The sequence below is a fragment of the Gammaproteobacteria bacterium genome, assembly GCA_029882975.1.
In the GTDB taxonomy this organism is placed as follows: domain Bacteria; phylum Pseudomonadota; class Gammaproteobacteria; order SZUA-152; family SZUA-152; genus JAJDNG01.
The window spans coordinates 38,919-52,311 of the sequence record JAOUJW010000037.1 but is presented as its reverse complement, the minus strand read 5'-3'; the positions used below and the strand labels follow the sequence as shown (position 1 = coordinate 52,311).

14 protein-coding genes are annotated in these 13,393 nt (G+C 50.1%); 3 read left to right on the top strand and 11 right to left on the bottom strand.

Annotated elements, in window-relative coordinates:
* On the bottom strand, positions 1 to 240 hold a 240-nt coding region (locus OEY58_20110; GenBank protein MDH5327767.1), incomplete at its 3' end, for a hypothetical protein.
* Between the two features lie 16 nt (positions 241 to 256).
* Between OEY58_20110 and OEY58_20105 the strand changes: the two genes are divergently transcribed.
* The 3 genes from OEY58_20105 to OEY58_20095 all read left to right on the top strand — a co-directional run bounded on the left by OEY58_20105 (position 257) and on the right by OEY58_20095 (position 2,152).
* Positions 257 to 736 carry a LysM peptidoglycan-binding domain-containing protein gene (locus OEY58_20105; GenBank protein ID MDH5327766.1) on the top strand — a complete coding sequence of 160 codons (480 nt, stop codon included), beginning with the start codon at positions 257 to 259 and terminating at the stop codon, positions 734 to 736.
* A gap of 95 nt (positions 737 to 831) precedes the next feature.
* Positions 832 to 1,401: a HAMP domain-containing protein gene (locus tag OEY58_20100; protein ID MDH5327765.1), complete on the top strand. Its 570-nt coding sequence runs from the start codon at positions 832 to 834 to the stop codon at positions 1,399 to 1,401.
* Positions 1,391 to 2,152, top strand: a complete 762-nt coding sequence (locus tag OEY58_20095; protein ID MDH5327764.1) for a sulfite exporter TauE/SafE family protein — start codon at positions 1,391 to 1,393, stop codon at positions 2,150 to 2,152. The genes OEY58_20100 and OEY58_20095 overlap by 11 nt, the downstream gene beginning before the upstream one ends.
* A 263-nt stretch (positions 2,153 to 2,415) precedes the next feature.
* On the opposite strand, the gene OEY58_20090 is transcribed toward OEY58_20095, so the two are convergent.
* The 10 genes from OEY58_20090 to OEY58_20045 all read right to left on the bottom strand — a co-directional run bounded on the left by OEY58_20090 (position 2,416) and on the right by OEY58_20045 (position 13,019).
* The gene (locus tag OEY58_20090; protein MDH5327763.1) at positions 2,416 to 3,711 is read right to left on the bottom strand and encodes an adenylosuccinate synthase; all 1,296 of its coding nucleotides are present in this window, start codon (positions 3,709 to 3,711) and stop codon (positions 2,416 to 2,418) included.
* A gap of 56 nt (positions 3,712 to 3,767) precedes the next feature.
* The gene (locus tag OEY58_20085; protein ID MDH5327762.1) at positions 3,768 to 4,937 is read right to left on the bottom strand and encodes an ATP phosphoribosyltransferase regulatory subunit; all 1,170 of its coding nucleotides are present in this window, start codon (positions 4,935 to 4,937) and stop codon (positions 3,768 to 3,770) included.
* Between the two features lie 286 nt (positions 4,938 to 5,223).
* A complete protein-coding gene (hflC, locus tag OEY58_20080) occupies positions 5,224 to 6,078 on the bottom strand; it encodes a protease modulator HflC (protein MDH5327761.1) in 855 nt (284 codons plus the stop codon).
* Positions 6,078 to 7,274: an FtsH protease activity modulator HflK gene (gene hflK / locus OEY58_20075; GenBank protein MDH5327760.1), complete on the bottom strand. Its 1,197-nt coding sequence runs from the start codon at positions 7,272 to 7,274 to the stop codon at positions 6,078 to 6,080. The genes hflC and hflK overlap by 1 nt, the downstream gene beginning before the upstream one ends.
* A gap of 244 nt (positions 7,275 to 7,518) precedes the next feature.
* Complete coding sequence (gene hflX, locus OEY58_20070; GenBank protein MDH5327759.1) at positions 7,519 to 8,832, bottom strand: GTPase HflX; 1,314 nt, start codon at positions 8,830 to 8,832, stop codon at positions 7,519 to 7,521.
* A 44-nt stretch (positions 8,833 to 8,876) separates the two neighbouring features.
* Positions 8,877 to 9,125, bottom strand: coding sequence for an RNA chaperone Hfq (gene hfq / locus OEY58_20065; GenBank protein MDH5327758.1), 249 nt, complete (start codon positions 9,123 to 9,125; stop codon positions 8,877 to 8,879).
* 149 nt (positions 9,126 to 9,274) lie between these two features.
* Positions 9,275 to 10,183 (bottom strand): tRNA (adenosine(37)-N6)-dimethylallyltransferase MiaA, encoded by a 909-nt coding sequence (miaA, locus tag OEY58_20060; GenBank protein MDH5327757.1) that lies wholly within the window; start codon positions 10,181 to 10,183, stop codon positions 9,275 to 9,277.
* A 30-nt stretch (positions 10,184 to 10,213) separates the two neighbouring features.
* Complete coding sequence (gene rimI / locus OEY58_20055; GenBank protein MDH5327756.1) at positions 10,214 to 10,681, bottom strand: ribosomal protein S18-alanine N-acetyltransferase; 468 nt, start codon at positions 10,679 to 10,681, stop codon at positions 10,214 to 10,216.
* Complete coding sequence (locus OEY58_20050) at positions 10,678 to 11,460, bottom strand: uracil-DNA glycosylase (GenBank protein ID MDH5327755.1); 783 nt, start codon at positions 11,458 to 11,460, stop codon at positions 10,678 to 10,680. The genes rimI and OEY58_20050 overlap by 4 nt, the downstream gene beginning before the upstream one ends.
* 20 nt (positions 11,461 to 11,480) lie before the next feature.
* Complete coding sequence (locus OEY58_20045) at positions 11,481 to 13,019, bottom strand: 2-isopropylmalate synthase (GenBank protein ID MDH5327754.1); 1,539 nt, start codon at positions 13,017 to 13,019, stop codon at positions 11,481 to 11,483.
* Positions 13,020 to 13,393: the final 374 nt, after the last annotated feature.

Sequence of the window (13,393 nt, the reverse complement as noted above, 5' to 3'; positions counted from 1 at the left end):
CCCATTAGCCACTAAGGGAACTGAGGGCTCTTCACCCGCTGGGGGCTCTTCATCCGCTAATGGCTCTTCATTCGCTGATGGCTCTTCACCCGCTGATGGCTCTTCATTCGCTGATGGCTCTTCATTCGCTGATGGCTCTGGCTCTATGTCCTCCAGCGGCTCTGCCGTGGGCTCTAAACCAACTGAGACGCAATCCGTGGCACATTCTCTAACAAAATCGGAAATTCGAGAAATTGCCATGCAATCATGGGAGAAGATGCAGAGCAGCACAAATTCTCAATTGGAATCCCTGCTCACACGTATGAAGTTCGCCGAAGACAACATTGCTGCACTTCAGTCTGCTTTAACGGCGTTGGAAACGAAAGTAGCCGGGTATCACGACGGCGACACCACGTCCGGTAACGCCACAGACTTACAACTTATCAGCGACATGCGTGCACGCATCGAATGGATGGAACGCAAATTAAAACAGCAAGACTCTCAGATGGAAGAGTACAAAGCCTCCATCGAACAAATCGGCAACGATGTCACCATTGTGTTAAATCAACCCAAACAAGGCCGCGACACCAAGCAGGAGATTGTTCATGTGGTTGTAAAAGGTGACACCTTGTGGGATATCGCCAAGCGCTATATACAGAACCCTTTCCGTTATAAAGAACTGGCCAAGCTCAGCAAAATCAAAAATCCACACAAGATCTATCCGGGTATGCGGGTAAAAATAGTCACATACAAATAAATATGGTTTCGTTTATATGGCATTGGCCGTGCATACATAATTTACTCCTTCGCTAAAACAACTTCTTTGATGAAAATAGTCCAGGGATTTGGTATATGAACAATAAACTGCAAACCCGTCTGATCAACTATTTTCTGTTGATCGCCTTTGCAGCTATGCTCATTGGTGTCGAATTCTATTTCGAGATGAATCGCACCGGACTGCAAACGGAAATGTGTGCTGTACCTGCCCATGCGACCGATGATGCAGTTTCCCAACCGTTGATCAATTTACGCAACAAAGTGGTCATCATGTTTGGAGTATTAACGCTGGTTGTAGCGATTGTATTAATGATGTTTATCAAGAATATTACCCACCCCTTGCAAAAAATGGCGGACGTGGCCGCCAAAATCAATGAGGGCGATCTCAGCCAGGTGGTCCCCATCGAAACCGGTGATGAAATCGGACAGGTGGGCACCGCCATCAACGAACTCACGAGCAACCTCCAGGAGGTGGCTAAGTTCACGGCCACAACCACCATGGAAGCCATCGATCGGCTCAACCAATTGATTGAAGCCAAGCCGGACAACACCGAAGCATTAAGCGACATGAAGGATCATTTAAAGACCCTGTGTCACTTTGTGGATTCCTTTACCCTACTGCATACCGACATAGATGATGATTGAGTTAGCGATATTAACCCTGGCGGGCCTGGCCATCGCCACTGTCGCTATGGCCATGGGCATAGGTGCCGGTATTTTGTGGACGCCCTTGCTCATTTTAGGCTATGGCTTTTCCCCGCAGGAAGCGGTTGCCACATCATTGATGATTCAGGTGGCCGGAACCGGTAGTGGCACTATCGCTTATTTGCGCGCCGGCTTAGTGGAGAAAAAACTCACCGGTATTTTTATTTTATGTGCTCTGCCCGGAGTCATCCTGGGTGGCTTTCTCAGCTTCAAGCTCTCTCAGGAAGTTGTACAAATGTCTTTGGGATTAATGGCCATGATCCTGGCCGTGCTGTTTGTCTCCACTCAGGAAGAGCTTTCCGACAATGCCCGATACGAATTCGATAAACGTATAGTCACCCGATTGTGTGCTATCCCCGGATTTCTCGGTCTGTTAATGGGTTCCTTATCTGTTGGGATCAGCGAATGGCTTATCCCGGCTATGCGCAACCGCCTGCATTTGGAAATGAAACGCGCCATTGCCACAGCGATTCCCATGACCTTTGCTCTGGCCGCGGTAGCTGCGACGGTACATTGGTCCAACACCGCCGATTTACCCTTGAAACATTTTGCCGCCGGCGCTTTGGGTACGATTATCGGTGGGCAATTGGGGGCGCATTTATCGCAGCGGATCAATGAGCGTTTATTAAAGCAGAGTTTTATTTATTTAATGACGTTGATTGGGATTCATTTGATATTTCAGGCGATATGATTGGTGGTGGGGCTTTTGTTTCCTGTTTAGTCCATTGAACGAATTCAGTTCTTTTATTTATTAGATTTCGTTCAAAGGAACAAGGACTAAGGACTAATAGAAAAATTGAGAACAACCGATACTCTGCTCGGCGGGTTACGCGAGCTAACCCGCCCTACAGTTACGCACATCCGCCCCGAGGTGATCGACTACAGCAACACCTAACACCAAGCAATGTTCCGCGTGGGTACAATATCTACCCGCGCTACAGAACAACAACCAAACTACGCCTCAAACGGATGTCGCAATACGATGGTCTCGTTTCGGTCCGGCCCGGTAGAAATAATATCGATGGGTGTCTCGGTGATTTCTTCGATGCGTTTCAGGTACGCTTTGGCATTGTCGGGTAAATCGTTGTAGTTTTTGATGCCAACGGTGGATTCGGTCCAACCCGGCATATCGGTGTAGACGGGTTCGCAGGCGGCAATGGCTTCTTCGCCGACGGGCGGGGTTTGGCGTTCGGCGCCATTGTATTTATAACCGATACACAGACGAATGGTCTCCAGACCATCCAGCACATCCAACTTGGTGATGCACAGACCGGATACGCTGTTGATTTGATTGGAGCGCCGCAGGGCTACCGCATCGAACCAACCGCAACGCCGGGCACGTCCGGTGGTTGACCCAAACTCGTGGCCCTTTTCTGCCAGGTGGCGGCCGTGGGCGTCATCCAATTCGGTAGGAAACGGGCCGGAGCCTACCCTTGTGGTATAGGCTTTGGTGATTCCCAAAATATAGTCAAAGCGGGCCGGGCCCACGCCACTGCCGGTGGCGGCATTGCCTGCGGTGGTGTTGGATGAAGTTACATATGGATAAGTACCGTGATCAATGTCCAACAAGGCGCCCTGAGCCCCTTCGAACAAAATGCCTTCGCCACGTTGTTGCATTTGATACAGGTCTTCCGGTACATCAGCAACCAATGGGCTGATGCGTTCGGCCAGGGCCAGGGTGTCATCCAACACTTTTTGGAAATCCACGGCTTCAACTTTGTAATAATTCTGCAGGGCAAAATTGTGATAATCCAGAACTTCGCCCAGCTTAGCGGCAAACCGCTCTCTATGCAGCATATCCCCCACACGCAAACCGCGACGGGAGACTTTGTCCTCGTAGGCAGGGCCAATACCCCGTCCGGTAGTACCGATAGCGGATTTACCACGGGCAATCTCACGGGCATGGTCCAGAGCCACATGGTAGGGCAGGATCAAGGGGCAGGCTTCGCTGATTTTCAGGCGAGACATTACCGGAACTTGACGTTGCTCCAGCATCTCGATTTCTTCCACCAGAGCTTTAGGGTCAACCACCACACCGTTGCCAATATAACATTGCACATTGTCACGCAAAATTCCTGAGGGAATCAGGTGCAAAATGGTTTTTTCACCATTAATCACCAGGGTATGTCCGGCATTATGGCCCCCCTGAAAACGTACCACGGCTCCGGCTCGATCGGTGAGCAAATCCACCACCTTACCTTTACCTTCATCCCCCCACTGGGTGCCGATTACCACTACATTTTTACCCATCACGCTGTTCCTATATTAAAACTGGCTCTATTGCTGTTTTACTGTCATTGCGGGTACTAACGCAGCACCCACTCCCCTTCGATTAACTCCAAAACCTGATCGCACTGCAGTTCCTTAGCTCCTCCCGTCTGGCCGGGCAATTGCTGCACCACTCGTTGTCCGGAGGCTCGCAAGTCCGCTATTTTTTTCAACAGTGCGGGGTCCGATCCCGCGGGGGCAAATATAGCATTTTTTGTGCTGGGTTCCGATGACCCCAGGCGCATTAATGTGCGTAAATCGGCACTAAATCCGGTGGCGGGCCGAGCCCGGCCAAAGGTTTTACCAATGTCGTCGTAACGGCCGCCTTGGGCCAGAGCCTGTCCTAAATCCGGATGATAGGCGGCAAAAACAACACCGGTGTGGTATTTAATCCCGCGAACCTCTGCAAAATCATAGTGTAAGGGAATTTGGGGATGGCGGGCACTGACCAGTTGAGCGACCTGCTCCATTTCGCTTATCGCCTGTTTTACCTCTGCAGTGGCGGCGCTGAGCTTTTGCCGTGCCAACTCAAAGACTTCGGTGCCTCCATTGAGCCAGGCCAAAGCGGCCAACATGTCGCGGTGGTCTTGCTGCAATGACAGTTGATGTAAATAGGCGTCAATCTCCGGCACCGCTTTTCGCTGCAAGGCATTGAATAAAAAATCTTTTTGTTCTTTATCCAAAGCCGCCTGTGTAGCCAGGCCCTGAAAAATTCCCACATGCCCAATATCCACATAGCTTTGGATACCCGCAAAAGCCAGCACCTCTAACATCAAGCACAGCATTTCCGCATCGCTCTCAACACCCGCGTGGCCATACAACTCCGCGCCAATTTGGATCAGGCTTCGAGAACTGGCAAATTCATCACTGCGGGCGCGTAATACGGTACCCATATAACAAAGCCGGGTCGGTTCATTCCGACGCAATCGATGCGCATCAATACGGGCCACTTGAGTGGTCATATCGGCCCGAATACCCATGGTACGGCCGGTTTTCTGGTCCAGAAGTTTGAAGGTTTGCAGATCCAGTTCGGTACCCATACTGGTGAGTAGGGATTCGATATACTCCACGAAGGGCGGCATGACGATGTCGTAACCCCAATTGTGCATGAGATCCAGCAGTTGCCGTCGTAACAGCTCCAGACGCCGGGCGTCCTCGGGTAACAACTCTTCTATGCCTTCCGGCAATATCCAACGATCATCTTTCATGTTTGATTTTCTAAAAAACCTCTGCTCAGAGATTAGCCAGGTACAACAGTAACACGCCCAGAACCATACTCACCAGGGCCGAGGAACGCAAACTTTTATTTTCCATTCACTTGACGAAATGCCTGAGGATTTAAGAACGCAAACAACCCCTATAACCAGCAACAGGGCTAATGCTACAACAGTTCATGCCACATAGGATTGTCGTACGGCTTCGCGGTCATTTTTATAGACAAAAACGCCGCCCCCTCTAACATTGCCGGGCCCGGAAGGCCCGGCTGCCTAATTATTATTTAAAGTACTTAAAAAACTCAGAGTTGGGCTCTATGACCAATACGTCATTTTTATCGGCGAAGGTGGTCTTGTAGGCGTTCAAACTTCGATACAGGGAATAAAACTCTGCGTCTTTCTTGTAAGCGTCAGCATAAATCTTGGAAGCCTTGGCGTCTCCGTCACCTTTGAGGGTCTCGGCTTCTTTGAATGCGGTAGCCTCAATGATGGTCGCCTCACGATTGGCTTCAGCCTTGATTTTTTCCGCCTCTTCCCGACCTCGGGCTCGATAGTCCTTGGCAACACGCTCACGCTCCGCTTCCATTCGACTGTAAACGGAGGCGCTGACGTTTTCAGCCAAGTCCACCCGTTTGATGCGAACATCCACCACTTCGATACCGAAGGTTTCGGCCAGTTTGTTCGCTTCTGCGTTAATCAAATCCATGATTTCTTTACGTTCCCCGGAAATCACTTCCTGGATGGTACGTTTACCAAACTCGCCGCGTAAGCCGTCTTTAATAAACTGTGACAATCGTTCGTTGGCTCGCAGGGCATCACCACCGGTGGTGGTGTAATAGCTGGAAACATTATTAATGCGCCATTTGACAAAAGAATCCACGATGACGTTCTTTTTCTCACTGGTTAAATAACGCTCCGGTTTGGCATCCAGGGTTTGAATCCGGGAGTCAAACTTGCGCACATTGTTCACAAAGGGCATTTTAAAGTACAAGCCCGGAGCGAAATCGGTTTTAACAATTTCCCCCAAACGGAACAATATAACTTTGTCACGCTCGTCAACAATGAACACGGCAAAGGAAGCAACCAGCAAAATTGCCACCGCAATAAACCCGCCTAACATTTTAAGTTGTGCCATTATCTTTCCCCCCGGCGTCGGCGTTCACGGCGCCGTTCCACTTTCACGGGCTCCTCTTCTACAATCACCGGCGTTTGTGATATCTGAGACCTTACATTTTGATCCATCAGTCGATCCAAAGGCAGATACATCAGGTTATTGCCGCCTTTCACATCCACCATGATTTTGGTGGCATTCGTCATGACGGTTTCCACGGATTCCAGGTATAGACGTTTCCGGGTTACCTGAGGCGCCCGCTTGTATTCCTCCAGTATCTTCAGGAAGCGATTGGCTTCACCCTGGGCTTCCAGGATAACTTTATCCCGATAAGCCTTGGCTTCCGCAACCAACACCGCCGCATTACCTCGGGCCTTAGGCAAGACCTCATTGGCATGGGCCTGAGCTTTATTGATGGCTCGCACATTATCCTCACGAGCTTTTACGGCATCTTCAAACGCGGCTTGCACCTGCTCAGGTGGTTGGGCATCCTGCATATTGACACTGGTGATTTCCAATCCGGTGTTGTAGCGATCCAGAATTTCCTGAGTAAGCGCATGTGCTTTCGAGGCGATTTCAGTTCGGCCTTCGGTCAGAACAAAGTCCATATTATTGCCACCGATAATTTCACGCACAGCACTTTCAGTGGCCTGGCGTAGCGTGATATCGGGCTCGGTCACTTTAAACAGATAATCACTGGCACTTTTCACCTTGTATTGCACTGCCATTTTAATATCAACAATGTTTTCGTCTTTGGTGAGCATGAGTGACTCGCGTCCAATATTGGACTGGCGCGAAGATCCGGACCCGGATCCGGATCCGGAACCACTGCGATAACCAATGGTGGCACTGCGGATATTCTGGATATCCACCACTTCCACGCTTTGAATAAAACGTGGGAACCAATGCGGCCCAGGTAAAGTGGTTTCTTTATAAGCACCGAACTGCAATACCACACCACGGCGACCCTCGTCGATGATGTAGATTCCGGAAGCCCCCCAGATAGCTGCAGCAAGAAGTATGATGGCGCCCAAACCAATGGACCCCCCCTTACCGGAACTCGAACCGGATTGACCGCGGCCTTTGCCACCACCAAATAAGGCACCGAATTTCTCCTGCATTTTTTTTACAACCTCATCAAGGTCTGGCGGTCCCTGATCTCCACCGCCATTACCCCAAGGGTCTTTTTTTCCAGAACCTCCCGGCTCATTCCAGGCCATTCATCTACTCCATATTTGTTTAGAAACAGTTTTAAAAATCTGATGCGTCGCCTGGCCAATCGCTCCCGGCTCCTGCCTCCCACGAAACTTGTGCATCCCCCGCAGATCCATGGACCTTGCGGCAAAATGCCAACCGTGGCAAGAGCAAATTACGCCGGCTCCGCCCAACCTACCGAATTTTACAAAAACGCAAAGATTCCCCGGTAATTACGCGCCAAGGGGTGAATTGTAGGACCCTCTCCGCTTAGCCGCAACCGTTTGATGCGGCTTTTTGTTCATCTTCGCCGTCCAACAAGGAAATTACACCCATTACTGAGGTGATATTTTCCAATTCCTTACTGTCTATGGTGACCTGTAACAACAAGTCTGTACCACTCATTCTTTCGTTGTGCACTTGACCGTTTCGATACAAATGGGCGCGTATATCGCCGGCTTCTACTGGAAACTTGACCCAAGTGGTTTGCACTTGACGGTTAAATTCTTCCTTTAAAGCTTGTTGCAATAAATCCACTCCATTGCCGGTCGCCGCAGATAACCACACTCGCTTGATCTTACCATCCGCATCCCGGTCAATTCGGGGTTCGCTTTGTTCCAGACAGTCTATCTTATTGTACACCTCGATCTGACGCACGGCATCAGCGCCGATTTCCTCCAGCACCAAATTCACCTGATCTATATTATCTTTGTAGTTAACATCGCCGGCGTCAACCACGTGCAGCAATAAAGCCGCCTCGCGGGTTTCTTCCAGGGTGGATTTAAACGCTTCCACCAGATCATGGGGGAGTTGTCGAATAAAACCTACCGTATCCGCCAGTATAATGGAATCGCCATAGTCCAGAGGCACACGCCGCAAAGTGGGATCCAATGTGGCGAACAATTGATCAGCCGCATACACGGCAGAGCTGGTCATACGATTAAACAATGTGGATTTACCGGCATTGGTATACCCAACCAAAGACACGGTGGGAATTTCTGCCTTTTGACGGGCTCTGCGCCCCTGGTGCCGACTATTTTGTACTTTTTGTAAGCGCTTTTTCAGTTGTTTTATACGTACGCCGATAAGACGTCGGTCCGTTTCCAACTGGGTTTCCCCCGGACCACGCAAACCTATACCACCCTTTTGGCGTTCCAAGTGAGTCCATCCGCGAACCAAGCGCGTAGATAGGTGTTGCAGTTGCGCCAGCTCAACTTGCAGACGACCCGCATGGGACGAGGCTCTTTGAGCAAATATGTCCAATATCAATCCGCTGCGATCCAATACCTGGCACTGTAACAGACGTTCCAGATTACGTTCCTGAGCCGGTGTCAGCTCATGATCCACCAGTACCAAATCGGCATTTTCACTTTTCAGTAACACCGCCACCTCTTCGGCTTTGGCGGCTCCGATTAAATACTTGGGTTCCGGGGTACGACGAGAACCTGTCACCACAGCAACAGGCGTGGCACCTGCTGATACAGCCAGTTCTCGAAACTCCTGAATTTGTTCATCACCGGAATTGGATGAAAAATTGATATGGACAAGTATCGCTCGTTCACCCGATTGGGGGCGCTCAAACAAGGGCGCCCCCTACCGAACAGGTACTAAAAAATCTGGGGACAAATTTATGAACTTCTTGGTTCTGAATTGGTTTCGCTGGCTGGCAACTTAACATTACGTGCCGGAACCACTGTTGAAATTGCATGTTTATACACCATTTGACTAACGCTGTTCTTCAGAAGTACTACGAATTGATCAAACGAATCAATTTGCCCTTGTAGTTTAATGCCGTTAACGAGATAGATCGCCACGGGTACTCGTTCTTTTCTCAGAGCATTTAAGAAAGGGTCTTGTAGTGATTGCCCTTTTGGCATGTCAAAATCTCCTCAATTTTATCTTTGTTGTATAAATTAGGAGGAAATCACAAAGTCCATGATCTCGCCCAATTAAGCGCGCCGGTTCGCGGAAATGCCGCAAACTTACAAAAACTATAGCACATTAGGTTGATTTCCATATTGAAAGTTCAAAAAATGGTGTCGAATCTCAACTTTTTCAATACATTTGGTAAAATTTCTTGCTCAGTGGGGTCAAACCACTGGGCATTGGCCTCAGAACGCAACCAGGTTAACTGCCGTTTGGCGTATTGGCGGGTTGCAAACAGGATTTTTTCCTCGAGCTGGACACGCTCTAATTCGCCCTGCAAATATTGCCATACCTGCCGATATCCGACAGCGCGCATGGACGGCAGTTCCGCGTTCAGATCACCTCGCTCCCACAGGCCTTGAACTTCTTCAATAAACCCCTGTTGCATCATAATGTTAAGACGTGCAGCGATACGTTCATGCAGCACGGTTCGATCCTGCGGCGCGACGACTATTTTACTGATGTTATATGGAGGAGCGTCATCCCTGCCTTTGGCCATCAGTTCACTCATAGACATTCCGGTGATCTCATAAACTTCCAAAGCGCGCTGGATTCGTTGTGGGTCATTGGGATGGATCCGTTGTGCCGCCTCCGGGTCCACTTGACGCAAACGCCGGTGTACCTGCTCCCATCCCTGTTGTTGCGCCCACTGTTCGATTTTCTGACGCACCTGAGCATTCGCTTGCGGTAAGGGAGACAGGCCTTGCTCCAAAGCCCGAAAATACAGAAAAGTCCCGCCCACCAACAGGGGAATCTTACCCGCTCGCTGTATTTCCTCCATGGCCAGTAAAGCATCCTGACGAAACCGAGCGGCGGAATAAGTTTCTGAAGGATCACAAATATCAATAAGCCGGTGCGGGGCCTGTTGTAGCAAGCGGGCATCCGGTTTGGCCGTACCGATATCCATACCCCGATACACCAAAGCTGAGTCGACACTGATAATCTCACAGGGTAGTTGCTGCACCAACTCAAATGCCAACGCAGTTTTCCCCGAGGCCGTTGGACCCATTAGAAATATTGCGGGATACAAAGAGATTCCTTAGTCGATGGCGTATGCCAAAATCACCGCGTCTTCGCGCCCGTGAGAAGTGGGATAGTAATTTTTACGCAGTCCCACCTGATTAAAGCCTATTTTACTGTACAGATGCAGGGCCGCATGATTGGAAGGTCTGACTTCTAAAAACAGTGAATCCACTTGTTTGGATTTCGCTAATGCAATCACGCGCCGTAACAAGGTTTCACCCAGTCCACGCCGCTGCTGCTCTGTGCGGGTGCACAGATTCAGCAAATGCGCCTCGCCCGCGCCACTGGACATAATGGCATAGCCGGCCACCTCGCCGTCATGCTCCCCCACCAGGCAATCGTAGCCCACGCGCAGGCAATCCAGAAAAATCTGCCGGGTCCAGGGAAAAGCATACATCTGCATTTCGATATCCATAACGGCAATCACATCACCTGCCTGCATAGGCCGTACATCAAAGCTTGGCTGCTGCATAACGGCGCTCACTGCAGCAACCCCTGTTGTTCCAATTCCTTTTTCTCCAAGCTTCGATACACCTGCATGGCATATAATAAGTCCTGCCAGGCTTTACGTTTCTCTTTACCGGAGCGCAGCAAATAGGCCGGATGGTAAGTTACAATCACGGGTATATCACAATATTCAAAGCGTTGTTTGCGCAATCGCCCCACGGCCGTGTCAGTGCGCAACAAATTTTGCGCCGCAATACGACCTAATGCCAGGATCAATCGGGGTTGAATCAACTGAATTTGCGCCTGCAAATAGCCTTCACACTGCTGCACCTCTTCGGGGCGTGGATCACGGTTATTCGGCGGACGACATTTGAGGATATTGGCAATATATACTTGCTCTCGTTTCAACCCCATGGCGAGCAACATTTCATTCAGCAGTTGCCCCGCCCGCCCCACAAAGGGCTCCCCCTGAAGATCCTCATCGGCTCCGGGAGCTTCGCCGATAACCATCCAACGAGCTTGCATGTCCCCTACCCCAAATACGGCCTGGGTGCGATTTTGGTGTAAAGAGCACTTATCACAGTGTTGCACCCGGTACTGCAGAGTTTTCCAGTCCGCCGGGGGCGAGTTCGGGGATGATCGCGGTACAGATTCCCTTTGCGGCTCCGGCACAGCGACCGGACTCTGGATTGACTCCAGGGAGTGTGCCCGCGCCGAAACCTTGCAACTGTCATCCACACCCGTCTCCGGAGTGAGCTTCAGTTCCCAGGTCTGTATGCCCAGCGCTTGAAGATATTGTTGCTGCAATGTATCCACTTTAGTCCGTACTCTTGTCTCTATACCTGCGGGTGTTGTCTTTGCTCCGGCGCAACAATTTTGTTTAAAGCATTAATATAGGCTTTAGCTGATGCAATCACTATATCTGTATCGGCACCCTGGCCGTTAACTATATGTCCGGCTTTTTCCAGTCTGACCGTAACTTCTCCCTGTGAGTCCGTGCCCGTGGTGATGTTGTTGACCGAATACAACTGCAGCGTACTCTCGCTTTTGACGACGGATTCAATAGCCTGATATGCCGCATCCACCGGCCCTCCGCCTTCGCTGCTGGCATTTTGCTCCTTACCGTCAATGGTCACGGTCACCTGCGCGCAAGGCGTTTCCCCGGTTTCAGAACACACCTTCAATGAAACCAATTTGATGCGTTCGTTCACAGATTCCAGGTTTGCGGTGGTAGCCAAGGCCTGTAAATCGTCATCGTAAATTTCGTGCTTCTTGTCCGCCAATTCCTTAAAACGAAGAAACGTCTGGTTTAATTCCTGCTCAGAGGCGAAGCTGATACCCAATTCCTGTAAGCGGGTTTTAAATGCATTGCGCCCGGAATGTTTACCCAGCACCATGCGATTGGTGCTCCAGCCCACATCCTCGGCACGCATAATTTCGTAAGTTTCCCGGCTTTTCAACACGCCGTCTTGATGAATTCCCGACTCGTGAGCAAATGCGTTTACCCCTACAATGGCCTTATTGGGCTGCACGGTAAAACCGGTGATTCCGGACACCAAGCGGGAACAAGGTACTATTTGTGTTTTATCGATATGACCGACATTACAGGGAAAAATATCCTGGCGTGTGGTTACGGCCATGACCACTTCTTCCAAAGAGGCATTGCCGGCCCGTTCTCCCAAACCATTGATGGTGCATTCTACCTGCCGGGCACCATTGAGTACGGCCGATAAGGAATTGGCCACGGCCAAACCCAAATCGTTGTGGCAATGTACCGAAAATACCGCCTTGTCTGAGTTGGGCACTTTTTCAATTAACTGGCGTATCAAAGATCCGAACTGATCGGGCACATTGTATCCCACGGTGTCCGGGATATTGACCGTGCGCGCGCCCGCATCAATAACCGCTTCCAATACCCGGCACAAAAAATCCAACTCAGAGCGACCGGCGTCTTCGGGTGAAAACTCCACATTATCTGTAAATTGCCGAGCCCGTTTCACCGCATACACCGCTTGATCCAACACTTCCTGAGACGACATACGCAATTTCATTTTCATGTGGATGGGCGAAGTGGCTATAAAGGTATGGATACGTGCCGATGCTGCTCCCTTAAGCGCCTCGCCGGCACGGTCTATGTCTTTGTCCAAGGCTCGAGCCAAACCACAGACAGTACTGTTTTTGATGGTATTAGCCACTGCCTGCACCGCTTCGAAATCTCCCTGACTGGCGATAGGAAACCCCGCTTCGATCACGTCCACATGCATTTTTTCCAGCGCGGTGGCAATTCGAATTTTTTCTTCTTTGGTCATAGACGCGCCCGGGCTTTGTTCCCCATCACGCAACGTGGTATCAAAAATTATCAACTTCTCGCTCATGGTATTGCTCCGTATTTGTGCGCATCATACCAGTTTGTATGATTTTTGGCGCATGCTTTTGTTCGCTTCTCCCTTAGATGTGAACCGTCCCATTGGGGACAACACGCCGACCGCGTTGTTAAGAAACGCAGGATAAGGGTAGATAAACTGGATATTTTTTAAGTAGGATTCACTGCCCGCAGGGCAGCAGCAGAACGGCCGGTAGAGCAGCCACGGAAAAAGAGAAGAAGTTGTCAAGAAGGTTAAAATTCATAACATAAATAAAACATAAAAAACTAAAAGATTCAAGTCTCCAATGCCAATGTTATGAGCTTTGACACATTGAACCGGGCAGTCTGGAAATCTTGGGGTTAGATCTTGGTTTTAGGCACCCA